The organism is Phocaeicola sp. ICN-14070, from assembly GCF_037892625.1.
In the GTDB taxonomy this organism is placed as follows: Bacteria; Bacteroidota; Bacteroidia; order Bacteroidales; family Bacteroidaceae; genus Phocaeicola; species Phocaeicola plebeius.
This window is the reverse complement of sequence record NZ_JBBKBF010000014.1, coordinates 38,523-62,204: the sequence shown is the minus strand read 5'-3', so window position 1 is coordinate 62,204 and position 23,682 is coordinate 38,523. Positions and strand designations below refer to the sequence as shown.

Sequence of the window (23,682 nt, the reverse complement as noted above, 5' to 3'; positions counted from 1 at the left end):
CAGATGTAAATAATAAGCAGCAAATAGAATAAGTGACCGTATTCTGATGGAAAGATGATACGGTCACTTCCGTCATTACACCGGGATTGCGGTCATTTTCAATGTATCCAGATTGACATAGACACCGCGATACAGTGTCTTTCCTTCCTTGAACATTTTCCAGAGCAGGTCACATCCGATATGTGCCAGTGTGGAGTTAATGAACAGATCCTGTTTTTCCAGGGCTTCCGACAGGGAACAGCTTGGTCCTGATTCTTTTTCCTTGATTTTTGCATAGTCCACTTCCTCGGTGATGACATTCATTTTAGGCATGGGAATATATTCCTGTGAAGAAGGTTGGAGAACTTTCTCACGTACCGTCCCGATGATGACCTGTCCTTTTGTCTGGCTGTTCCCGAAATCCATCCAGTATATGGGAGCCGAATGGTCACTGAAGTTTTCTTTGCGGACTTTCTTCAGGAACTTCCAAAGCGTAAGACGTGAACGTATATTGTCCGTACAGGTTATGATGATATTTGCTGTGCTGTCTTCAGAAAAATTCCTGGTAGGAAAACATTGCGGTTCGGCAGTCCATGCGTATCCGAAGAAACGGTTGATGCGTGTGACTAGTGATACGGCTTTGTTCAGTCCCAGTTCTGTTTCACTGAAAAGCTGGCGTCCTATATTGGCCTGGCTTACTGTGTCGGGATCGAATACGGTGACATGCAGTCCCGGATGGCCCAATGCTTGAAGTGCCATGCTCATACGTGCCAGATTGGTTATCACTTGTGAGCCTGTACCTCCGGCTCCGATGACGAATACTGTTACCGGATGACGCGGATTGAGCAGGTAGCGGTCGGTAAAATGTATCTTTTTCATGGAAGTATGTCTTTAAGTTTTTTATTCATGGGCTTGAGTTCGTTCATATCGAACGGATTGTTTCTTATGTTCTCGGTGACGATGACAAGATTTGAAACGGTAGGATTGACATTTCCTCCAAGATGGGAGAATTCAGTCAGCCAGAACCGTTTTTCCCAGTATTCCAGCAGGGAAAGGAAAGTCGGGTTTTGTGGCTTTTCCAGAGAACTGCTGCCAAGGCAGACACTTGACCCGGTCACGTTGAAGAACGGGGCACGGAACAGTGGAGTCGTCTCCACCGGACGTTTTCCCTTGAAGGCGAATACGTCCATGCTTCCGTTTTTTACATGATAAACAATTCCCGGCAGATTGAATATGCCGTCCTGTATATTGAGATCCTTGTGAAAGAACATCTGTCTCTTTCCGGGCGGATTGTACCAGATATATTCTTCCTGTCCTTTTCTCGGATTGCAGGCCAGCATGTTATCGGGGACTCTTCCTGCCGGTATCCCGCTCATTTCTTCCGTGTAGGATTCCAGCAGGGTATTCATGAATTCGTATGTGACGGGGATACCTGCCCCCATCTGTCCGCTTTTTCCGATGGGACGCAATTCTATGAAGTACCTGGTGTCAGAATTTCTTCTGTCTTCATACTTGTAGGCTATGATAGCAGCTTTCGGCACCATCATTTTCTGTATGTTTTGGGTCAGTTCATTCATGATGTTTATAAATTATAGGTAACATGTTCTACAAATTTCTCAAACCATTTTGAGAACCGTTCCGGATAATTCTCTGGTCTGAACAGTTTTTCAGTTTCCGGTGTGATGAATGTAAATGATACGGGAGTCTGGTTATATGTTTCCTGACAGTCAGTACTGAAACAGCTTTCCATGTCTTTGGTAACCGTATCCGTGATGGAATATGTAAGCAGAATCTGATATTCGAGCGGTGGCGGTTCGAAATCCCTTTCCTTTTTGCTTGCATAGTCATAGTCATAATTCAAGATATGAGGACTGTCCTTTGCAATCAGGGACATCCCTTCAGTAATCAGTTCCAAAAGTCTTTTTTCCTTATTGCTGGAAGGATTACAGTTGCGGATATGTTCTTCCAGATTCCTACAGAAAGCCCTGGAGTACATCCGGCACAGTTTCCTGTGGATTCTCCCTTTTTCATATGACCTGAAAAGCTTTTCCTTTCTGTACAGATTCTTTTTCTCTTCCTCATCAAGCTGTTCAAAGTCCACATAATCGATACAGACTTCCGACATCTCAAAATAAGGGGTATCGGTTATATCCATCATCCTGTGATATTTGATGAACCGTCTGATGAACTCCAGTGTGATCCTTTTGATTTCCCCTTTCAGTCTTTCCGTAAAATCTATCGGTATAAGGAACAGGGTGTAATCAGGCCATTCATGGAAATGATAGATACAGAACTGGAGCCTGTCACCGACAAGTTCCAGATTTACATGATGAGATACTATGGAATCCAGCGCATTATATAGCAGGCATATTTTTTCTCTTATGGAAGTCCTGCCTGTAGGATGGTATGGCAGCTCCATATCCAGGAGCTGCGCATACTTCATGGCTGAACGGTACAGGAAATCAAGATTCTCTTTGGTGGTGACATTTACCGTTACATCCCTGTCATTCTCCACATACAGGTCGGGAGCGATGGAAGGTATTCTCGTGTTCAGAAAACCATGAGGCTTTCTGCTGGAGGGAGTTTTCTTTTCTTCCTGCTTCTGATGCCCCGGCTTATGTCCGTATTTTCGAGTTCCGATATGATAAGTCTGGCTAAATTTTCCAAAGCCCGTTCCGTAAGTTGTGTACATGGTTTCTTGTCTTTACGTTGTCCTTTTTTCATGTCCTTACCCTTTCACTCCGATGGTTGTCTTGAATTCATATACCGCCCGGTCGTCTTCGATTTCCGGTCCGTGTACGGTCGCGGTGGTCAGTTCTGGATAGTTCATTGAATAGAAGTCCATCACTTCAGCCGGAGACATGTTTACGTTCGGATCGTCCAGTACGATTTCCTGACTGTTCTTCTTCATCTTGAATACTCTTTTCATTCCTTTAATTTCCAGTGCCATATTGTTTATAGTTTATTGGTTTTACAAATCATTTATTTTTATATATCAGCAGTATACCATTTCTACCTGTGCCTCGTCCTTCATACGGTACTCAGCCGGAAAATCCGGATATTCCGCATACGGGTCCTCTTTTAGAAGTTCCCTGTCATTCTCGTCTTCCGGATCGAAGCAGAATGTCTCATGTGTAGCCGGCGCAGTCTGGTATTCCCGTCCGTTTCCGTTCTGTACCTGTACTGTTCCGTTCGGTATATGGCCGTTTGTCGGCTGCCGTACCTGTTGTTGTGGATAAGGAGCCGTCTCAGGCTGGTAAGCCGGCTGCTGCGGATAGGGCTGCATTGTAGCTCCTTGTGGCATACCTGTTCCTTGCATCACGGGCCGGTTTGGAGCAGGTTGGATATATGCTCCGTTCGTTCCATATACCGGTTGAGGCATTTCCTGTGGATTCTGTTGTGGAGCAGACAGCATGACAGGTTCAGGATTCATAGTATGGGTCTGCTGCTCCGGGAATATGCTTGTTTGCATACCGGGCTGTGGCTGACCGTTCATGCTGCCTTGTGGTTGGGGAATTACCGGTGCCGGTTCCTCTGCCATACCGAACAGACTTCCTTCGCTGGCCTGTTTCTGTACTTCCTGCATCCTGGCATCAATCTCCTTCTGTTTTTCGGCAGAAGCCAGAACCCGTGCCTGTTTCAACCATGTCATTGCTTCGGAGAACCTTTTTGCGGCAGTTGCATCATCAGCCTTTTTGAGGAGCTTTTCCATCTTTTCCCGTTTTTCCCTGGCTTCCTTTGATTCGGCCGGTACTGTTGGAGCCTTGGATGATTTGGCCTGTGCCGTTGCCTTTTCTGCCTGTTTCTCGAAATTTTCCGCATTGGCAAGCAGTCCCTGTACCTTCTGTATCGGTTGGAGTATGGTCTGCAGGAAACCCATATCCAGTTCTGCCGGTGTTCCGTTCACTACCAGCGGCACCATGTTCTGCCGCGTATCCTCTTTCAGGCTGTTCCGCCTTGGCATGACTGCTACGCTCAGGCTGTTGTCCACTTTACGGATATTGATATTCAGATCCGTACCTGCTGTAATCATCTGATAAATTGATTGGAAAAACATAATTGAAAAATTTTATGGTTATATATAAGATTCCTTGAAGAATTCTTTCAGGACATCCTCCCTGTCCGGTCTGCTTGCAATATCACGCAGAGATTCCAGATAGTAGCCGATGTTTTTAGGTTCATCAACTGTATTGGGCAGACGTCTTTTGATTGGTCTGATATGTTCGCTCTGTGGCCATACAGCCGGCATGACAGGAGCAGAAGATATACATGTACTTGTTTTCATATATGTTGGTTTTATTGGTTAGAAAAACAGGAGTCCGACAATGAAAAAGATAAATGCTATCCTGACAATCAGTAGAAGAGCTCTGAAAAGAAATCCTATGATTCCTCCGGTGAGCAGGAGCATTGCAATCATACCTGTAGGCATAATACCTTTGTCTGTCAGCATAAGTATTCCGATAACCAATACCAGGGTTACCGCATGCTTGCTGATACTTTCGATAATCTGTAGTTCCATAATCCTTAATTTTATGAATGAATAATCCCATCGGGATGTGTTTTCCCGATTTTATAGGCTTCCGGCCTCTTGGATTGCCTTTTTGCGCAAGGCCTGGCAGGAAAAAATACCGGAGCGCAGCGAGGATGATTTTTTCCTGTCCAGCCAAGCCCATGAGGGCAGCCTTGCGACAAAAGGCAGGCAATCCAAGACCTTTGCCGCTTAAAAGCGGAAAAACAGATTCTTTTCTGTACGGATACAAAAAAATGCAGACCTTCCGGCCTGCATTCTTGTGGTTAATATTGATGTTATTCTTCTTTTGTGGAATAGGTGTTGAAAATGTCATCGGTCATTTCCTTGGCGAGAGTCCTGATCCTATTAAGAAAGTCCTGCCCGGTTATCATTCCGCTTTCAAGTCCGGCCAGCTGTTTTTCCCAGTCAGCTGTAAGTGAAGTATCCGCAATTTTCTTTCCACGGATGGTTTCGTAGGTGAACATACCTTTCGGGGTCGGAACAATATATTTCCTTGAATAACGGATATACTTACGGTTAACCAGTGTACGGATGATATTGGTACGTGAGGATACCGTGCCCAATCCGTTCAGTTCCATGTATTCCACCAGTTCTGCATCCGTGAACGGATCTACCGGCAGCTGTTTTTTGTGTACCATATTGCATCCGCATACATTCAGGTTATCACCTTTCTTCACTTCGGGGAGTTCATTGACGGAATATCCCGATTTTGGAACCATGTCGGAACGCATGAACACGTCATGCCAGCCGGCTTCAATGATTCTTGTTTGTTCGGCCTTGAAATGTTGCGCCGCACAAACCGCTTCAACATTTGTCGTTTCTATGCGGCACGGAGGCATGAATGCTTCAAGCATCCTTCCGGCTACAAGTCTGTAAACCAGTATTTCCTTTTCGGACAGATTCCCGGGACGGATACCTGTAATGATGATGGCATGATGTACATTGGCCTTTTCTGCGTTTATTATGTGATGGGACAAACCGGATATGTCAATACCTCCAGTTCCTTTAGCGGCAGGGAACAGCTCCCATGAAAGCAGACGCGCCATGATTGGTGGAAGCGAGTCAAACACATCCTCCGTCAGATAACGGCTGGAAGTCCGCGGATAGGAAATCAGTTTCTTTTCATAAAGAGACTGGGCGATGTCATACACCTCTGATGCGGTAAAACCATAGCGGATGTTCGCTTCCTTCTGAAGTTGTGTCAGGTCAAGCAGGTCCGGTGGAAGTATTTCCTTAACGCTGTGGCTGATACCTGTAATCTGTGCCTGATGTGCCAGCTTGCAGTCCTGGAAAAACATTGTAGCGGATTCTTTGTCGGGAAGATCCTGTGTGCGGCGCATCTTGAAAAGGATGCCGTCCTTTTGCAGGCTGATGTAGATGGGCCAGCTGTCCGATGAAATATGGTTCTCCCTTTCACGGTAGCGTCTGCTGATGGCAGCCAGTACCGGTGTCTGTACCCGTCCGAGGGAATTGTTGCCAAGGCCCGTCGCCTTGCACATGGCATAGCTGGCGTTGATTCCGAGAATCCAGTCCGCCTTGTTGCGGCTGTCGGCAGCAAGGAACAGGCTGTCGTAGCAACTGTCCGGCTTCAGGTTTTCCATGCCTTTACGCACAGACTCGTCGGTAAGAGAAGAAATCCACAGACGGAAGCAAGGCTGTGTACAGTTCAGGTATTGATAGACATAGCGGAATGTCATTTCCCCGTCACGGCTGGCATCAGTAGCCGCAATGATGGTGTCGCATGCCTGGAACACTCTCTCGATTACTTTAAGCTGGAGTACGGCATCAATCTCCGGTATCCATCCGTTCTCGGTGCGTGTATGACGTACCATCAGTTCAAATTCGGACGGGATGAAAGGAAAGTCATTCCGTTCCAGCTTCTGGGTTCCGTAGTCCTTCGGCATGGCCAGTGACAGCATGTTCCCGAAAGTCCACGTAACCATGTAGCCGTTTCCTTCCACATATCCGTTTCTTACTCTGGTTGCACCGATGATTCTTCCGATTTCTTTTCCTACACTTGGTTTGTCTGTTAATATGGCAATCATGATAAATTCTGTTTTTATATCTTTCCATACGGTAAGTCCGTATGGAAAGAGAGATGATACATTATGGTTTCTTATTTATTCACCTGAAGGGTTGATACCGTTTACGCTGATGACCGGATTTCCATTCCCGTCTTCAATCAGACTGAGTGTGGCGTCCATGGTCAGTGAAAATACAGGAGTCTTGATTTTAATGGACATGACATTGGTTTCCTTTCCCTGAAGGAGCAGGTCCATGTTTCCGTCCTTTTCAATTTGCGATCTGCTGATACCTACCGATTCCAGTTTTTCCCAGTCGATTTGTTCAGCCTTGTAGATATGATGATTGGTCTTGTTCATGTTCTTTCCTTTTTTAGTAGTTGATGATTTGATTGATTTGAATCCCGTTCAGGTCAGACAGCCTGTTTTGCTCCCTTCTTCTGTTCCTGCTGCTGGGTATTGTCAGTCTGTGAAGCACGCTGTGAGGTATTGCGGCGTACATCCGGATTTTCCTGGAAATATTGCAGCTGTCCGGTGTTTGCGTTTACTTTCAGATAGGAATCGAACGGTTTGCCGTTGGGACCTTTCATACCCGTTACAAGGATGGCCTTTCCGTCCTGAAGATTTGCTCTTTCCTGTGCCGAAAGCAGGTGTCCGTAAACCTCAGCCGGGATGGTAGGTGCCTGTCGTTCGTTGAAACCGTCCGGAGTTCTGGAATACTGTGGCCTTCCGCTTACAAGGTCCAGCTTGACGAATGACGAGAATTCCTCCCCTTTGCGGTTGATCATGTTCTCAAGATAGATGGGCTGCCCTTTTCGCAACGCTTCCTTGTCCTCCGGTGTGAGCTGTACCGAACAGATTTCTTTCGGTATGTAGATTTCTCCCGTTTCCGGATTGTGGCGCGTATATTGGAGCCCGCCTGTAACTTTGTCCATGGTAACGAAAGAAGAAAACAGTTCGCCGTTCTTTCGTTTCATATCCTCTACAAGGATGGTGTGTCCTTCGTTCAACGCTTTGAGCTGCATGGGGGAAAGCGGTACACCGCCGAGTGTCTGCTGGTTGAAGGCCTGGTCTTTCGGGAAGATAAATTCGATGCCTCTTCTTTCCGCACTGTATTGCAGATTGGCATTAAACTCTTTACCCTGATTGGACTTCATTCCCTCTACGAATATCTGTTCACCGTTTTTCAGTTTCTGGATTTCGTCCGGAGTCAGGGTTACCCCTTTGATTTCATTCGGGATATAGACATGCTCCTGTCGGACGGCTACCAGTTCGTTGGTATTCTTGTCGATGGAAATCAGACACGGCTCAGTTGTGTTGCCACGCAGGTTAAGGTCAGCCACGCGTCCCATGTTCCCGCTTTCACGCAGGTTCTTCTTGTCCTCTTCCGTGAAGATATGTCCGAAATAAGGACGCTCCAGTTCCGGTTCCTTTCTGATACCGTGGATGCCCAGCATGACCTGCCCGCCGTTGGATATGAATGAAAGGCGTGCGTCCAGCTTGGCAGTCAATACTCCCGGAATATTGAGTGTCAGCGGCATGGTCCTGTTGGTCTTGTATCCTTTAAGCATACTGTCAAGCTGTCCGGACTGCTCCAGCATTTCCTTGGAAACGCCGAACTTGCCCAGTTCTTCCCAGTTGATCATGTTCTCGTTGTAGCGGTACGTGGGTGTCTGCTGGCGTTGCGGTTCCTGCTGTTCGCGTCCCTGTGCGGCAGCTTCCACCTGTGATACCTGTTCAGGCTGTGCCTGCGCTGTCTGTTCCTGCTTCTTTGCCATTTTTGTTTCCTCCTCTTTTGTTTGACTGTTTTTCTGATTGTTTACTTTCGGTACGATTTCATAGCGTTTCAGAAACTCCTTTACCGCGTCTGTATTCTTACCTTCGGCCAGGTCCTTGAGAGCCTGTTTGTTCTGCTTGTAATCATTGAAGGTCATACGGATAAGCCTGAAATGCGTAGGCTCCTTCAGCTGGCTCCAGAAATTCTTGATGAAGTTTTCGAGGATGCTTGAATTCTTGTCGAATTTAAGGAATGAGTTCTCGTTCTTCTCTTCCGGTGTAACCGTCTGATAATTGCCTTTCTCGTCTGCCTTGCTGACCACTCCCAAACCCTCCTTGGGGTCGTTTTTGTTATGTACCAGCAGAAGTTCATCAATTTGTTCCACATAAGGTTTTTCTGATTTCTTAGTCCGGCCTTGCCTTTTTTCCTTGTCAGGACTGTTTTCTTGTGCCATAATCTTTTGTTTTGAGTGACTACTTGATTTGTTTCACAGTCCAAATGTAATGCGATAAATTGGATAAATGGTTGATTTGCAAATAGATGGCATTATATGTCATCAGATGTCATCAGATGTCATACCAGAGATAGGAAAGAATGTAGAAACAGCAGGAAAAAAGGATGAAAGGAAGTAGGAAGAGTATAAGTAAAAGCATAGCTAAGCCATCTGACTATGCAGATCGGAGGGAGCTGAAATCCCTGTCTTATTTGGGGAGTTGATAGGCAGGCTATGTTTTGTTATTTGGGAAGGTGGGCTTTCACAGTATTTGTGAGGCCATATATAGAATATAAGGATAGCCGCCTTTGATTTACGGCTATGCGTCACGTCGGTCGCAGTTAATCCCTGTAATCTTTCTTTTAATTCTAATCCGTTTGCCGCCGCATTCTTTTTCAGGAGAATTTTCATGGCGTAAGCCATAAAGAAAATTCTCCTGAAAAAAGGAATAAATGCGGCTGGCAAATCAGGATTGGGATTTACCTTTGATGTAAGGGATAAGATGAGAATATATAAAAATTGTCTGAAAAGATTTGTGATATGGTAATATATAATATTTTCAAATAGATTACTACATAGTATAGTAATTTGGATAGTGTTCTGTAAAGTTTAAGCTCATATGTAAAAATACCACTCTATATAGATAGAAATATACCCTTTTCATTGTTCATTATACTTATATATTTGCATAGAAACTTAAAATGCGAATTTATGAACTTGAACTTAAAATCTATTTTTTCATTTTCTGTGTTATTTTTCCTGATGCAATCTCTGTGGGCATCGGATACTAAAGTCAAACAATGGAGAAACAATCAGAATGCATGGCAGGACCAGATCATAAACGGAATTAACCGTTTGTCTCCCCGCAGTACTACTTATTCTTACCGGAGGGTGGATTGGGCTTTAGATGGAAACAGAGAAAAATCAGAGTATATGTCGTTGAACGGCCAATGGAAGTTTAACTATTCCGAAGATGTAGCATTGGCACCCGGTGATTTTTATAAAGTAGAGTACAATTCATCATCATGGAAAAGTATTCCTGTTCCTTCATGTTGGGAGATGCAGGGATATGGTTATCCCATATATACAAATACTATTTATCCTTTCCCGGCTCGTCCGCCATATATTGACAGGAATAATCAGACCGGTTGTTATATTAAAGAATTTGTTGTTCCAGACAAGTGGAAGAATGACAGGATTATACTCCATTTTGGAGGTGTCTATTCTGGATTCAATGTATGGGTAAATGGACAGAAGGTGGGATATTCCGAAGACAGTTGTTTGCCTACGGAATTTGATATTACTGAATACGTGAAGAATGGGGAAAATAAACTAGCAGTACAGGTGTATAAGTGGACTGATGGAAGTTATATGGAAGATGCTGACCATTGGCGAATGGCTGGTATCCATCGTGAGGTATATATCATGTCTATTCCGCAGGTGGCTATATATGATTATGGAGTAAGAACACGTATTGATTTCAAAAAGAATATAGCACGATTACAGATTCGTCCCGAGATAACAAATCAGAATATGGAAGATTTGACGGGATGGAATTTATCCGCCCAATTATATGATGCCGATGGAAATCCTGTGTTTGGAAAAGACATTACCGTTACAGCCGATTATGTGGTGAACGAACCTTATCCTCAGCGTGATAATGTTTATTACGGAATGATGGAGGGAATTGTTTCTAAGCCAAAACTATGGAATTCGGAACACCCTTATCTATACACTTTGGTTATAAAGCTCACAGACAGAAATGGCAACGTGGTGGATGCGAGAAGTAATAAGGTAGGGTTCAGGGATATTAAAATAACAGGTAATCAGATTCTGGTGAATGACACTCCTATTAAACTCATTGGTGTAAACCGCCATGACCATAGCGAGACCGGAGGAAAGACCGTTACACGTGATGAGATGCTCGAAGACGTTCTGCTTATGAAGCGTTATAACTTCAATACAGTCCGCACATCGCACTATCCTAACGACCCTTATTTCTATGAATTGTGCGATAAGTATGGTATATACGTAATGGATGAGGCTAATCTTGAAACTCATCATCAAAGAGGCTATCTGTCCAACAGACCTGAGTGGATTAATCCATTCATGGAGAGAGTGGTAAGAATGGCTGTAAGAGACAGGAACCATCCTTCTGTGTTCATGTGGTCGTTGGGTAACGAGTCTGGATGCGGTCCTAATCATGCTGCCCTGTCAGGATGGTTGAAAGATTATGACCCAACCCGCCCTGTTCATTATGAGGGAGCACAAGGTCAGCCGGAAAATCCTTTATACAAACCTATCGGACGTAAAGAAGCATCAATCGTTACGAGTGAGATAGATTTTAATGTAAACGAAGAAGTCAAACCGGCAAAGAAAGAGTTTTATGTGTATGCCAATCCCGATGATCCTTTATACGTCGATGTCATCAGCCGTATGTATCCTATGGTCGATGAGCTTATTGCGATGACTAAGAATCCGGTCATGAACCGTCCGATAATAATGTGTGAATATGCACATTCTATGGGAAACTCTACCGGCGGGCTGAAAGAATACTGGGATGCAATACGTTCTCATGATGCGCTTGCCGGCGGATATATTTGGGACTGGATAGACCAGGGATTGCTGGATAATGAACGGAAATATAATAAGAAATCATGGAATTATGGTGGTGACTATGAGAAAGGGGAGCACAACGACCAAAACTTCTGTATAAATGGTGTTATCAGTGCCGACCGCTCCATTAAACCTGCTACTGAGGAATGCAAGTACGTGTTTGCTCCTGTATCATTTACAACTGATAATGTCTATAGTGGAGAGATAACTGTGAAAAACAGAAACTTCTTCCTTTCAACAGATGAGTATCGTTATTTTTGGCAATTGAAGGACGAAGACAGTGTATTGCAGGAAGGTGAGATTATTGTGCCGACAACACCAGCTGGTGAGAGCTGTAAACTAAAACTTCCTATTCAGAATTTCAAGGCCGATGACGGTGCGGAATATTGGTTATGCCTGAGTGCCAGGCTCAAGAATGACAATCTGTATGCCAAAGCTGGATACGAGGTTGCCTGGGAACAGTTTAAGTATCTTTCTTTACCAAAGATAGTAGAATGTGTTGATACTACATTGGATATGGAAATCGATTCAGATAACAAGAAAGACATCAGCGTGAAGGGAAAGAACTTTTATCTGAATATCAGTGATGGTTATATCAATCAGTATAAGATAGATAATGAAAGTATCATCACATCTGCTCTGAAACCAAACTTCTGGAGAGCGTCAACAGACAATGACTGGCGAGGATGGAAGGTCGATAGACTGTTTGCATTCTGGAAAGATGCTCCATTAAAGCTAAAGACAGTTTCTATAGATGTACGCAAATCGGAAGGCAATCTTGAGGTTAAGGTGCTAAAGGCTATAGATGAAAGACTGAGACTTACCTTGAATTATAAAGTAAAAGCAGACGGAACAATAGGCGTTCATTATTCAATGATGAAGTCTCCTGAAATATCAGAAATGTTGCGCGTAGGATTGCAATGCGAATGTACCAATCGTCTGTCGGATGTGACATATTATGGACGTGGCCCATGGGAAAACTATTCCGACAGAAAAGCCTCTGCAATGGTGTCTATATATAACTGCAAGGTGTCCGCTCTGGGATTTGACTATGTAGTGCCGCAGGAAAACGGAAACCGTTGTGACGTGAGATGGTTTGCCTTGCAGTCGGATAAGGCAGGTGTGATGATTGTCGGCGATGAACCCCTATCTGTCTCAGTGTGGGAGATGTCGCAGAATGCGATTGATAAGGCTAAACATATAAATGAACTTGAAAAGGACTTGTATTCTAATACTCTTAATATCGACCTGGTTCAGGCTGGAGTGGGCGGAACAGATAGCTGGAGTCTTAAGGCCCGTCCTTCAATAAACAAGCGTCTTCTGAACGGAAGCTATTCATACGGATTTACTTTTGTTCCACTCGACAGAGATTCTAATCTTAAGGAAATGGGCAGAAAGAAATTCTGATATTCTGATGATTATTAATGATAAAATGGTTGTTGGAGTCTTGAAACAGATTTTAACAGCCATTTTCTTTAAATACTTGGTTAATCCATTTATCCCCCCTTATTTGTTTGGAATTTTTCCCCTTTGGTTATAATCAGAGTAAATATATTTGTGGTGTCAGTAAGTAGCGCGCAACTGATAAAATTGAAAATTTCACTTAAAGAAAAACACTAATTAAAAAACTCTAGATTATGAACAGAACACTATCATTAATGTGTATGCTGATTCTTATAACGTTCAGTTTACCATTAAATGCACAGAACGGGAAAGTTACCGGTTGTATAACAGACTCCGATGGTTTACCTGTGATAGGTGCAAGTATTTTAGTTAAAGGTACCACAAACGGTATTATTTCTGATTTGGACGGAAATTATATCTTGGAAAATGTACCAATGGAATCGACATTGATTTATAGCTTCGTAGGATATGATACACAGAATATAGTGTATAAAGGTCAGTCTAAGATAGACGTTCAATTAAAAACATCTGCCATTGCACTCGAGGAAGTTGTAGCAATAGGATATGAGGTTAAGAAAAAAAGTGTTGTAACAGGTGCTATCAGTAGCATCGATTCCGATGATTTATTGCAATCTAAACCAGCAAATGCTGTGAATGCATTGAGCGGTAGGGTTAGTGGTGTGAACGTTGTGACAAATTCCGGTCAGCCAGGATCAGCACCGAAGCTGGTAATTCGTGGTGTTGGTACAAATGGAAACTCTAATCCTCTTTTTGTAATTGACGGACTGCCTATGGACGACATGAACAGTGTAAATCCCAACGACATTGAAAGCATGGAAGTCTTGAAGGATGCAACTTCAGCTGCTATTTATGGTGCCAGAGCCGCTAATGGTGTAGTCCTTATAACCACAAAGAAAGGAAAGAAAGGAAAGACATCGCTTGCTTATGATGGTTACTATGGTTTTTCTACAGTAGCAAAGAAACCAACCATGCTGAATGATGAACAGTACATCATGCTAATGAAAGAGTTTGCCGACAATGATGATATGCCGCTTGCCGGTGGTGTACCTACTGCTCCAACAGGTTATAATACAGACTGGTTTAATGAAATATTGAATACAGCTCCTGTTACTGAGCATAACATTACTGCTAACTTTGGCAGTGATAAGGGTTCAAGCTTGCTTTCATTGAATTATCTAGACCAGAATGGTATTATCGGTGAAGATGCGTCATTTTACAAACGATTCAGCACAAGGCTGAACAGTTCCTATTCTATAAATGATTTCTTAAGTGTAGGTGCAAACGTAAACTATGCATATATAGAGAATAGTGGAGTGGCAACCGGCATTAATGGCTATAATCCGATATCATACGCTTATAATATTGATCCTACTACTCCGGTTTATGATGAGAATAGCAACGATACTTTCGGATATGGAGTCTCTCCTGTACCTTATAGCCGTATGTGGAACCCTATTGCATTTATGGATGAGGCACCTAAGAATAAAAATATTACCCAGCAATTTTTTGGTAATGTTTATGCTGAGATTACTTTTATTAAAGACCTTGTTTTTCGCACAGATTTTGGTATTAATCATCGGAATTTCCGTGGAAGAATGTTTGCACCAAAGTTTTTTCATTCTGCAGAATGTAAAGAAGATAATTCTAGGGTAGAACAAAGTACAAATGTTAATAGTAGTTGGCAGTGGGAGAATACATTGCGATATAAAAAATCTTTTGGTGAACATTCTGCATCTGTCCTGTTAGGTACTTCTGCATCAAGAGATGTTTATGAGTTTATGACAGGAACACGAAATAAATATCCAAATGAAGCAATGACCAATGAGAATTACTGGTATCTTAATGCAGGTGATGTTATGACATCAGCTAATAGTGGCGGGGCTAATCCTAGACATAGTATGTTCTCATATTTTGCTCGTCTAAGCTATAATTATGCTGAAAAATATATGGCGGAAGTTGTGGTCAGACGCGATGGGTCTTCAAATTTCGGCCCCAATAACAGATATGCTACTTTCCCGGGCGTTTCATTAGGTTGGAATGTTTCGAATGAGAAATTCTGGAAAATTAAGAACTTTGATGTCTTCAAACTTAGATTCTCTTGGGGACAGAACGGAAATGAGCGAATTTCTCCATTCTCCTATACTTCTATTATTGGCAATAATTATAATTACACGTTTGGTAATGCCATCACTGTGGGATCTGCTCCTAATAACCTTGTCAATCCTGATGTAAAATGGGAAACTTCTGAACAATTTAATGTTGGTGCCGATATGACATTCTATAATGGTATGATTAGAGCAAGTTTCGACTGGTTTAAAAAAAGTACTAAGGATTTGTTGTTCCAGCCAACAGTTGAAGCCATTAGAGGTAATAATGCTGCTTTCAGAAACCTTGGTAATATAACAAACCAGGGAGTTGAAATGCAGATGACATTTAATAAAAATTGGAATGAAATCAACTTCTCTGTTTCCGCAAATGCTTCATATCTTAAAAATGAGGTTGTAAAGATAGGAAATACAAATGGATATACTGATGGTGGTGATTGGAGAACATCTGTAAAAGTTACTCGTATGGAGGAAGGTCATGCTATGGGTTATTTCCGTCTTTATAAGAATTTAGGTATATTTCAAAACGAGGAGCAGATACAGAACTATAAATCAAAAGATGGTAAAGTGATACAGCCAGATGCCGTTCCGGGTGACTTTATATGGCAAGATACAAATGGCGATGGCCAGATTACAGATGAAGATAGAACCGATTGTGGAAATCCTTGGCCAAAATGGACATTCGGTTTGAATTTAGGTGCCGACTGGAGAGGTATTGATATGACAATCTTTTTAACAGGAAAAGCTGGATATAAAGTTTTCTCTGATATTTACCGTCAGGAAGCATACGGACGTTCTAATCTACCTTCATACTATCTGGATAGATGGCAGAAAGAAGGTGATAATAATGGAGTGCCTCGTCTCTCATCCAAAGATCCTAATGGAAACTTTAGCAAACCTTCCGATTTTTATCTTTATGATGGTTCGCATTTAAAGATTTCTTCACTTGAGGTAGGCTATTCATTCCCAACTAAATTAATAAGTAAGTTGATGTTGAATAAAGCAAGAATTTATGCAGCTATTGATAATCTTGCCACTTTCACAAGCTATCCGTTTATGGATCCTGAAGTTGGAAATATGGCAGGAGACAATATTCTAAGCACAGGTATTGACTATGGTACATATCCTCAGGCTCGTACATTCAGATTTGGTTTAAGTCTTAATTTCTAAAAATGAAAATTATGAAGTCAAAAATACATAATAATATTCTAATACTCATGTTTGCTGCAATTACATCATCATCTTGCAGCGACAGTTTTCTGGATTCATATCCTATAATGTCAGAAACAGAAAGTTCTTTTTATAGGACCGATGAACAGATGTTCAAAGCACTTACTGCTTGTTATGATCCATTAGCTCACATAGGTGGTGGCTCGGGTGATGCGCTTGCTTCCATAGTACCTATGGGTGAAATCCGCTCTGATAACGCTCGCACAGGCGGTGGTTCTGATCAGGATCAGCCTTATATGCAAGCTATAGAAGACTATTCAAATACGAGTGTCAATTCTATTTCCGACAATTTGTGGAAGACACGTTACCGTGGTATATATCGATGTAATCTTGTAATAAATTCAGAGTATGACAGCCAGGAAGCTAAAGTTTATAAAGCTGAAGCTAAATTCTTACGTGCTTGGTATCATTTTGAATTGTTGAGATATTATGGTCCATGCTTTATTAGTCTTGAGACTCTTTATCCTGAAGGATTCAGGTTTACGAGAGATACTCGCGAAAATGTAAATAAAGCAATAGAGAAAGATCTTTTAGAGGCTATTCCAGAACTGAAAGACAGATTCCCGGACACAATGAAAGGACGTATTACCAAGACTGCTGCTCAAGCTTTGTTGGCCAAAGTCTATCTTTATTGGGCAGACTGGAACAATGATGACGCTTTAATCTTTGACAAGGCGAAATCTTTATTGGAGGATGTAATCTCAAGTGGTAATTATACTTTGTCGGATGATTTTTCTAAACTTTTTGCAGCTCATCAGGAAAATAACGAGGAATCTATATTTGAAATACAAACCTCTACCAAATCAGGTAATACAAACTGGGGTAATATTGATGCTGGGGAAGGTGCTATGTGGGTAACTTTCTGTGGACCGAGACAGTTGAAAAATAGTCCTGATTATGATAATGGATATGGTTTTTGTTTGCCTACAAAGGAATTGTATGATTATTTCCTTCCAGATGATTATGTTCGTCGTGATGCGGCAATATTTACTTACGATGAACTTGTAACCAAACCTAATGCTAATATTCAGGATGAATCAAAAAAAGTAGTTTGGGAGACAGGCTCTTACGGACCTGATTTTCAGGGATATGCTCAGAAAAAATACCCTCCTTTCAAGAATTATGACATGATAGGAAATCCCAATCTAAACAAACCTGGAAACGTTAGGGTCATCAGATATGGTGAAGTGTATCTGATGCTTGCTGAGGCATATCTCAGAGGTACTAATCCTGATGAAGCAAAAGCGAAGTATTACATAAATGAACTCAGAAAGAAGCATGTTCATGCAGAGGACGGAAGTTATATTGATGTAGACCAGTTAATGCAGATGTATCCTGAAAGATTTAAAAGCGTAATTGATGTTCTATGGTATGAGCGTCGTTGTGAACTGGCATGCGAAGGTGACAGGTGGTTTGACCTTGTCCGCTCAGGACGTGCCGAGGAGGTTATGATGCCTATTCTTAGAAGAGATTATGGTATCTCTGCATGGAGCAAGAAGTTCAATTATCTTCCTATCGGCTCTATTGAAATAAGTAATTCAGGAAACTCTCTCACAGAGTATCCGGATGAAGCTAATGAGTGATAGAGCGGATCTAAATCTTTATCATCCCTATTATATATAAAGGCAGTCTTTATAATCAGCTTATTGATAATGAAGACTGCCTTATTTATTTCAGATTATGTTATTTCTCTTTTTTATTCCACACCCTTACATAATCTATAAGATATTCAGAATCCATGTTGTTGTCGTCCGGTAGAGCTCCAAACCATTTGTTCGATTCATTGTTGAGGTTGATACGCAATGGCTGGTGCCAGTACTTGTTTTCTATTTCTCTGTACAGTATTCCGTCGATATACATTCGGATATATTCCTTGCTCCAGTCAAGCCCCCATACGTGAAAGTCTTTCTGCAATTCGAATGGTATGTAGTACTTAGAAGGGAAGTCAATATGTTTCTTTATATTACCCTTATCTGCCGGAGCTTTAAATACATGTACGTTCGAATTCAGGTCATGTCTGTTGGCTGGATTGCCGGGACAGTTCTCGCAAATGTCTATTTCTGTCCACCAGTCTCTTTCATTGTTCGACATCCAGAAGCCGAAAACCCATGGTGAGTCGTTTGGTCTTAGTCTTGCTTCGAAATACCCATATAGGAAAAGCCCTTTACTCACAATGAAGCCAGCTGTATGAGTATATCCTTTGGGCAGTGTGCCTGCTTCAGGTTTGTAAGTTCTCATCACACAACAGCCATTTTCAAATGTAGTATTCTCATTTGCAAAGAAAGTCGGTTGTCTTCCTTTCCATTTAGGGTTGTTCGGAAACCATCTTTCCTCATTAAGCTTCTTTCCTTTGAATTCGTCAGAGGCTTTTGGGTTGAGAACCCATCCACCTTCATTCTTCTGATCGGAAAGGGGATACTTGTTGTTAAGTCTTTTTGGTGCATTGCTTAAATCAATGCTGTCCTTGTAGAATTTTTCCGGAATAGTAAGTTCTGTGGATTCATTACCTGTTTTTGTACAGACTTGGGCATTCAGGTCTACCGCAGTTGTACATGATGCTGTGAGTAAGAAAATCAAATAGTTTTTCATAAATTTGTTTTTACAGTTTGTTACTATGACAAATTTACTCTATATATTTTTTATTCATAGGGTGAAAATTATAGTGTAATAATAGGTTAAACCTTTTGTATTTAAAAAAATATTTTTGCTTATTATTCGATATGGTTGTTGATTATCGGATATGAGAGGGAGAAATTTATTCAATAATAGGGGGTAAATATTTTACCCCTTACTATAGTAATTAAATAATTGATTGGAAATTAAACTCGCGTATATCTTTGCTTACAGAAAAATAAATGTGATTATTTAATGTAAGAAATTTATTATGAATAAGAAATCCATGAAAACGGTTTTAGGTGTGGCGGCATTAAGTTTGTTGGCTTCCTGCAATTCAACTTATGCTCCAAATGTAGATTCTACTGTATCTTTAATGGGTACAGATGTATTTAAGGCTGACTCGGCTTCAATTGCACAAAATTACACTATCCCTGAATGGTTCAAGGATGCCAAGTTCGGTATCTTTATCCACTGGGGTGTTTATTCCGTTCCTGCATACGGAAGCGAATGGTATTCCCGCTGGATGTACAAGGATGGTCATCCTATTAATAAGTATCATGTTCAGACTTACGGTCCTTTGACAAAATTCGGATATAAGGATTTTATACCTATGTTCAAGGCCGAAAATTTCAATGCCGATGAGTGGCTGGCAGTGGTAAAATCATCGGGTGCGCAATACATCGTTCCTGTGGCTGAACATCACGACGGATTTGCTATGTATAACAGTACTTTCAACAAATGGAATGCTGTGGATATGGGACCGAAAAGGGATATAATCGGTGAATTGAAAGAGGCTACCAGGAAGGCCGGTTTGCGTTTCGGACTTTCTTCTCACAGATGTGAGAATGCTTGGTTCTATGAATATGGTATGGAGACTCCTTCTGATGTACAGGATACGACAATTACTCTGTATGGTGAAAGACTCCATGAACCGGAAGGCCAAGGTATGACACCATATTGTGGAAAGTATGAAGGCTCGAACGAACGTTCACGCCGTCAGTTTCTTATGCATACATACGAGCTTATCGATAAATATCAGCCTGAATTGATATGGTTTGACTGGACTGTGGGAAAATATCCATTCCAGTCTACTTTCTATAAATTCATGGCTTATTATTATAACTCTGCACTTGACTGGAATAAAGAGGTTGTGGTTAACACCAAATTCGGATATGGTGACAATATCCAGGTGTTCGATATAGAAAGAGGAAAGAGTGACAGAATTCGTGAATATCCATGGCAAACAGATACTTCTGTAGGTAAGAAATCGTGGAGTTATTGTGTGGGCGAGGAAAATAAGAGTCCTGACCATATCATCGATGACTTTGTTGATATTGTCAGCAAGAACGGTAATTTATTGCTGAATATAGGCCCTAAGGCTGACGGTACTATAACAGACGAGCAGAAGAATGTCCTTGCCGAGATTGGTAAATGGTTGAAGACCAATGGCGAGGCAATATATGGCTCACGTCCATGGGTTATTGCTTCCGAAGGACATAACGCTGGTACCGCAGGCTACATGACAGACAATACAAAAACTGAATATACCGCGGATGATATCCGCTTTACAACACGTGACAATAATCTTTATGCTGTGTCTTTGGCTTGGACAGACGGTAATGTGATTATCAAGTCCTTGGCTCCTAAGTATTGCCAGAGCGTGGAGATAGAGTCAGTTGAAATGCTTGGAAGCTCAGAAAAGATTGACTATAAGATGACTGACGAAGGTCTTGTGGTAAACTTCCCTAAGAACAAACCAACTGAATATGCTCATGTGTTCAAGATTAAGCTTAAAGGTGTGGTGGTTTCAAAACCGCTGTACGATAAGGTCGACAACGGATGCCTTGTCACTGTACGTGTGGCTAACCATAGTGCCGAGGATGCTAATGTCACTCTTAAGAGTATAGTCGACGGTAATGAGGTTTCTACTCAGGTCGCTGTCAAGGCTAAATCTGAACAATGGGTTAAAATGCAGAATAAAGACGTAAAATCATTCGATGATATGTCTTGCAAGTTCTATTTCAATGATAATCTGACTTATGAAAACGAATTTAAAAAATAATATAATGAAGGGAATGGCTGTTATGCCATTCCTGTCTGTATGTGTTGGTGTCGCAGCGCAGCAGAAACAGATGAATGTCATCTACATCATGTCGGACGACCATACTTCGCAGGCTATCGGTGCATACGGAAGTCGTCTTGCAGTACTGAACCCTACTCCTACAATTGATGAACTGGCAAGGGACGGTATGCTCTTCGAGAACTGTTTCTGTACAAACTCCATCAGTACCCCAAGCCGTGCATGTATCATGACCGGTCAGTACTCCCATCGTAACAAGGTGCTCACTTTGGATGAAGTGCTTCAGCCCGAACAGGAATATCTGGTGGATGAGTTTCATAATATGGGATATCAGACTGCCATGATCGGTAAATGGCATTTGGGATGCGAACCGTCGCACTTCGACTATTATTCTGTATTCAACGGTCATGGCGGACAGGGCGAATACTTCGACCCTACTTTCCTTACAAGTGACGTAACTGACAAGAAATGGCCTAATAACCAGATAAAGAAAATGGGTTACTCCTCGGATATCGTGACCAACCTTGCTATTGACTGGTTGAAGAACAGACGCGACAAGTCCAAACCTTTCTTCATGATGCATCATTACAAGGCACCGCACGATATGTTCGAGTACGCACCGCGCTATGAATATTATCTTGACGATGTGGAAGTGCCTGTTCCATTGTCATTGTTCGATACAGACAAATGGGGCTCCGAAGGCACAAGAGGCAAGAACGATTCACTTCGTCACTTCATCGGAACTTCTGTCTCAAACCGTCATGAAATCCGCAATTATGTAATGGAATATAAGTGCAATACAGGTGATGAAATGGAGAATACATACCTTGCCTACCAGCATTACCTGAAATCGTATCTGCGTTGCGTAAAGGGTGTGGATGACAACCTGAAACGTCTTTTCGACTATCTCAAGAAGGAAGGACTCTGGGAAAATACCATTATCGTATATACAGGCGACCAGGGTATGATGCTTGGCGAACACGACCTGCAGGACAAGAGATGGATGTATGAAGAATCTCAGAGAATGCCTTTCATAGTCCGCGACCCGAGATGTCCTTACAAGGGAGCCAAGTCGGACCTGATGATTAACAACATTGATTTTGCTCCAACTCTTATCGAAATGGTTGGCGGTAAAGAACCTTCATATATGGATGGTAAGAGCTTTGCTTCAGTGTTCAAAGGTAGAAATCCCGAAAACTGGAAGGATGCTGTTTACTACAGATACTGGATGCACATGATTCATCACGATGTTCCGGCACATATAGGTATCCGCACAGAAAACTATAAACTGATACTTTTCTATGGCCGTCATTACGATGACAAACGTTACGGACAGAAATCAATGGTATGGTTGAAGGACAGCCACAAGATTGTTCCTACTCCGGTTTCTTTCGAACTGTATGATGTGAAGAACGACCCTTACGAAATGGTAAACCTGGCTGATAATCCTAAATACGCCAAAGTTCTTAAGGACATGAAAAAGAAACTGCGTGAGTTGAGAAAACAGGTGGGCGATACAGATGAGGCTTATCCTGAACTCAAGAAAGTGATTGATGAGGCTTTAAGATAGTAAGTTGACTGACTGATAATATTTATGGACAATAATTTTGTTTTTGGTTATAATATTCCGACGAAGATTCTCTTCGGATGTGGCGAACTTAAACGTCTTTCAACAGAAGCTTTGCCTGGCAAAAAGGCTTTGATCATCATTTCGTCCGGAACCTCAATGCGTAAATATGGTTATCTGGATAAGGTGATTGATTTGCTGAAAGAAAACAATGTTGATTCAGTGGTGTATGATAAGATATTGCCTAATCCAATAAAAGACCATGTAATGGAAGGTGCAGTAATCTGTCGTGAGGAAAATTGCGATATGATTATAGGCTTAGGAGGTGGAAGTTCGATAGATACAGCCAAATCCATTGCAATCATGGCATGTAATGATGGTGATTATTGGGATTATGTAGAAGGAGGCACCGGCAAGGGACTTCCTTATAGCAAAGTCTTGCCTATCATAGCCATTCCTACAACAGCAGGTACCGGAACCGAGGCTGATCCATGGACTGTTATAACCAATCTGGAAACAAACGAAAAAATAGGTATCGGCTCCACTCTAACCTTCCCATGGCTGTCAATAATCGATCCTGAACTGATGGTTTCAGTTCCGCCACATCTCACGGCCTACCAGGGATTTGACGCATTCTTTCATGCAGCAGAAGGTTATATAGCCAGTTGCGCAACCCCAATTAGTGATATTTTCGCTCTTGAGGCCATCAGACTGCTGTATAAATATTTACCTATTGCGGTGAAGGATGGAAATAATCTTAAAGCGAGGGCAAAGGTGGCTTGGGCAAGTACGCTGGCAGGAATGGTGGAATCCACATCAAGTTGTACTTCCGAGCATTCGATCGAGCACGCTCTCAGCGCATACTATCCCGCTCTTCCTCACGGTGCAGGTCTTATAGCTATAAGTGAGGCTTATTTCTCTACTTTCATTTATGACAAGACAAAGAGATATATGCGAATGGCTGAGGTTATGACCGGACGTAAAAGTCTTAATCCCGAACATTTTATTGATGCTTTAGTGAGAATGCAGAAGGAATGTAATGTCCGCGATTTGAGACTTAGTGACTGGGGAATAGTAAAGGAAGATTTTCCTAAGATGATTGATAATGCGAGAAACGCGATGGGAGCATTGTTCAGTTTGGATCCTCATAAACTGTCGGATACCGAAATACTTGACATATATATTAAGTCATACAAATAAGTCTTTTTAAGAACAATCCCAATACAGTCTGTTGCTGTAATT

At 42.0% G+C, this 23,682-nt stretch carries 17 protein-coding genes; 6 read left to right on the top strand and 11 right to left on the bottom strand.

What is annotated here, in order from left to right; all coding sequences use genetic code 11:
* Positions 1-75: 75 nt before the first annotated feature.
* From WKT20_RS06275 to WKT20_RS06230, 10 genes are all read right to left on the bottom strand, one after another.
* Entirely contained in the window at positions 76-858 is a 783-nt protein-coding gene (locus tag WKT20_RS06275; RefSeq protein WP_117902174.1) for a PRTRC system ThiF family protein, read from the bottom strand.
* Entirely contained in the window at positions 855-1,556 is a 702-nt protein-coding gene (locus WKT20_RS06270; protein WP_278411110.1) for a PRTRC system protein B, read from the bottom strand. Before WKT20_RS06270 ends, WKT20_RS06275 begins: the two co-directional genes overlap by 4 nt.
* 5 nt (positions 1,557-1,561) lie before the next feature.
* Positions 1,562-2,671: a peptidase gene (locus WKT20_RS06265; protein ID WP_117902176.1), complete on the bottom strand. Its 1,110-nt coding sequence runs from the start codon at positions 2,669-2,671 to the stop codon at positions 1,562-1,564.
* 36 nt (positions 2,672-2,707) lie between these two features.
* Positions 2,708-2,929 (bottom strand): PRTRC system protein C, encoded by a 222-nt coding sequence (locus tag WKT20_RS06260; RefSeq protein ID WP_004326366.1) that lies wholly within the window; start codon positions 2,927-2,929, stop codon positions 2,708-2,710.
* A 45-nt stretch (positions 2,930-2,974) separates the two neighbouring features.
* Positions 2,975-4,036, bottom strand: a complete 1,062-nt coding sequence (locus WKT20_RS06255) for a PRTRC system protein E (RefSeq protein ID WP_117902177.1) — start codon at positions 4,034-4,036, stop codon at positions 2,975-2,977.
* A gap of 18 nt (positions 4,037-4,054) precedes the next feature.
* A complete protein-coding gene (locus WKT20_RS06250; RefSeq protein WP_278411116.1) occupies positions 4,055-4,264 on the bottom strand; it encodes a hypothetical protein in 210 nt (69 codons plus the stop codon).
* A gap of 18 nt (positions 4,265-4,282) precedes the next feature.
* The gene (locus tag WKT20_RS06245) at positions 4,283-4,498 is read right to left on the bottom strand and encodes a hypothetical protein (RefSeq protein WP_087247554.1); all 216 of its coding nucleotides are present in this window, start codon (positions 4,496-4,498) and stop codon (positions 4,283-4,285) included.
* A gap of 287 nt (positions 4,499-4,785) precedes the next feature.
* On the bottom strand, positions 4,786-6,555 hold the full coding sequence (locus WKT20_RS06240; protein ID WP_117902179.1) for a DNA topoisomerase: 1,770 nt from the start codon (positions 6,553-6,555) through the stop codon (positions 4,786-4,788).
* Positions 6,556-6,630: 75 nt separating this feature from the next.
* The gene (locus WKT20_RS06235) at positions 6,631-6,891 is read right to left on the bottom strand and encodes a DUF4099 domain-containing protein (RefSeq protein ID WP_117902180.1); all 261 of its coding nucleotides are present in this window, start codon (positions 6,889-6,891) and stop codon (positions 6,631-6,633) included.
* 53 nt (positions 6,892-6,944) lie between these two features.
* Complete coding sequence (locus WKT20_RS06230) at positions 6,945-8,762, bottom strand: DUF3945 domain-containing protein (protein WP_278411117.1); 1,818 nt, start codon at positions 8,760-8,762, stop codon at positions 6,945-6,947.
* Positions 8,763-9,512: 750 nt separating this feature from the next.
* On the opposite strand from WKT20_RS06230, the gene WKT20_RS06225 reads away from it, so the two are divergent.
* The 3 genes from WKT20_RS06225 to WKT20_RS06215 all read left to right on the top strand — a co-directional run bounded on the left by WKT20_RS06225 (position 9,513) and on the right by WKT20_RS06215 (position 17,760).
* Entirely contained in the window at positions 9,513-12,824 is a 3,312-nt protein-coding gene (locus tag WKT20_RS06225) for a glycoside hydrolase family 2 TIM barrel-domain containing protein (protein ID WP_304217311.1), read from the top strand.
* 230 nt (positions 12,825-13,054) lie between these two features.
* Complete coding sequence (locus WKT20_RS06220; protein ID WP_117902182.1) at positions 13,055-16,117, top strand: SusC/RagA family TonB-linked outer membrane protein; 3,063 nt, start codon at positions 13,055-13,057, stop codon at positions 16,115-16,117.
* 11 nt (positions 16,118-16,128) lie between these two features.
* A complete protein-coding gene (locus tag WKT20_RS06215) occupies positions 16,129-17,760 on the top strand; it encodes a RagB/SusD family nutrient uptake outer membrane protein (RefSeq protein ID WP_181996867.1) in 1,632 nt (543 codons plus the stop codon).
* Positions 17,761-17,860: 100 nt separating this feature from the next.
* On the opposite strand, the gene WKT20_RS06210 is transcribed toward WKT20_RS06215, so the two are convergent.
* Positions 17,861-18,766 carry a family 16 glycosylhydrolase gene (locus WKT20_RS06210; protein WP_117902184.1) on the bottom strand — a complete coding sequence of 302 codons (906 nt, stop codon included), beginning with the start codon at positions 18,764-18,766 and terminating at the stop codon, positions 17,861-17,863.
* Between the two features lie 295 nt (positions 18,767-19,061).
* On the opposite strand from WKT20_RS06210, the gene WKT20_RS06205 reads away from it, so the two are divergent.
* Genes WKT20_RS06205 through WKT20_RS06195 form a run of 3 tightly spaced genes read left to right on the top strand, consistent with a single transcriptional unit; the run spans position 19,062 to position 23,640 of the window.
* On the top strand, positions 19,062-20,855 hold the full coding sequence (locus WKT20_RS06205) for an alpha-L-fucosidase (protein WP_117902185.1): 1,794 nt from the start codon (positions 19,062-19,064) through the stop codon (positions 20,853-20,855).
* A complete protein-coding gene (locus WKT20_RS06200; protein WP_117902186.1) occupies positions 20,833-22,443 on the top strand; it encodes a sulfatase family protein in 1,611 nt (536 codons plus the stop codon). The genes WKT20_RS06205 and WKT20_RS06200 overlap by 23 nt, the downstream gene beginning before the upstream one ends.
* A gap of 24 nt (positions 22,444-22,467) precedes the next feature.
* On the top strand, positions 22,468-23,640 hold the full coding sequence (locus WKT20_RS06195; RefSeq protein WP_117902187.1) for an iron-containing alcohol dehydrogenase: 1,173 nt from the start codon (positions 22,468-22,470) through the stop codon (positions 23,638-23,640).
* Positions 23,641-23,682 lie beyond the last annotated feature (42 nt).

Coding starts and splice junctions, on each gene's coding strand:
- WKT20_RS06245 (WP_087247554.1), bottom strand. CDS start 4,498: ATGGAACTACAGATTATCGAAAGTATCAGCAAGCATGCGGTAACCCTG.
- WKT20_RS06250 (WP_278411116.1), bottom strand. CDS start 4,264: ATGAAAACAAGTACATGTATATCTTCTGCTCCTGTCATGCCGGCTGTA.
- WKT20_RS06255 (WP_117902177.1), bottom strand. CDS start 4,036: ATGTTTTTCCAATCAATTTATCAGATGATTACAGCAGGTACGGATCTG.
- WKT20_RS06235 (WP_117902180.1), bottom strand. CDS start 6,891: ATGAACAAGACCAATCATCATATCTACAAGGCTGAACAAATCGACTGG.
- WKT20_RS06240 (WP_117902179.1), bottom strand. CDS start 6,555: ATGATTGCCATATTAACAGACAAACCAAGTGTAGGAAAAGAAATCGGA.
- WKT20_RS06210 (WP_117902184.1), bottom strand. CDS start 18,766: ATGAAAAACTATTTGATTTTCTTACTCACAGCATCATGTACAACTGCG.
- WKT20_RS06195 (WP_117902187.1), top strand. CDS start 22,468: ATGGACAATAATTTTGTTTTTGGTTATAATATTCCGACGAAGATTCTC.
- WKT20_RS06215 (WP_181996867.1), top strand. CDS start 16,129: ATGAAGTCAAAAATACATAATAATATTCTAATACTCATGTTTGCTGCA.
- WKT20_RS06260 (WP_004326366.1), bottom strand. CDS start 2,929: ATGGCACTGGAAATTAAAGGAATGAAAAGAGTATTCAAGATGAAGAAG.
- WKT20_RS06220 (WP_117902182.1), top strand. CDS start 13,055: ATGAACAGAACACTATCATTAATGTGTATGCTGATTCTTATAACGTTC.
- WKT20_RS06225 (WP_304217311.1), top strand. CDS start 9,513: ATGAACTTGAACTTAAAATCTATTTTTTCATTTTCTGTGTTATTTTTC.
- WKT20_RS06265 (WP_117902176.1), bottom strand. CDS start 2,671: ATGTACACAACTTACGGAACGGGCTTTGGAAAATTTAGCCAGACTTAT.
- WKT20_RS06275 (WP_117902174.1), bottom strand. CDS start 858: ATGAAAAAGATACATTTTACCGACCGCTACCTGCTCAATCCGCGTCAT.
- WKT20_RS06205 (WP_117902185.1), top strand. CDS start 19,062: ATGAATAAGAAATCCATGAAAACGGTTTTAGGTGTGGCGGCATTAAGT.
- WKT20_RS06230 (WP_278411117.1), bottom strand. CDS start 8,762: ATGGCACAAGAAAACAGTCCTGACAAGGAAAAAAGGCAAGGCCGGACT.
- WKT20_RS06200 (WP_117902186.1), top strand. CDS start 20,833: ATGAAAACGAATTTAAAAAATAATATAATGAAGGGAATGGCTGTTATG.
- WKT20_RS06270 (WP_278411110.1), bottom strand. CDS start 1,556: ATGAATGAACTGACCCAAAACATACAGAAAATGATGGTGCCGAAAGCT.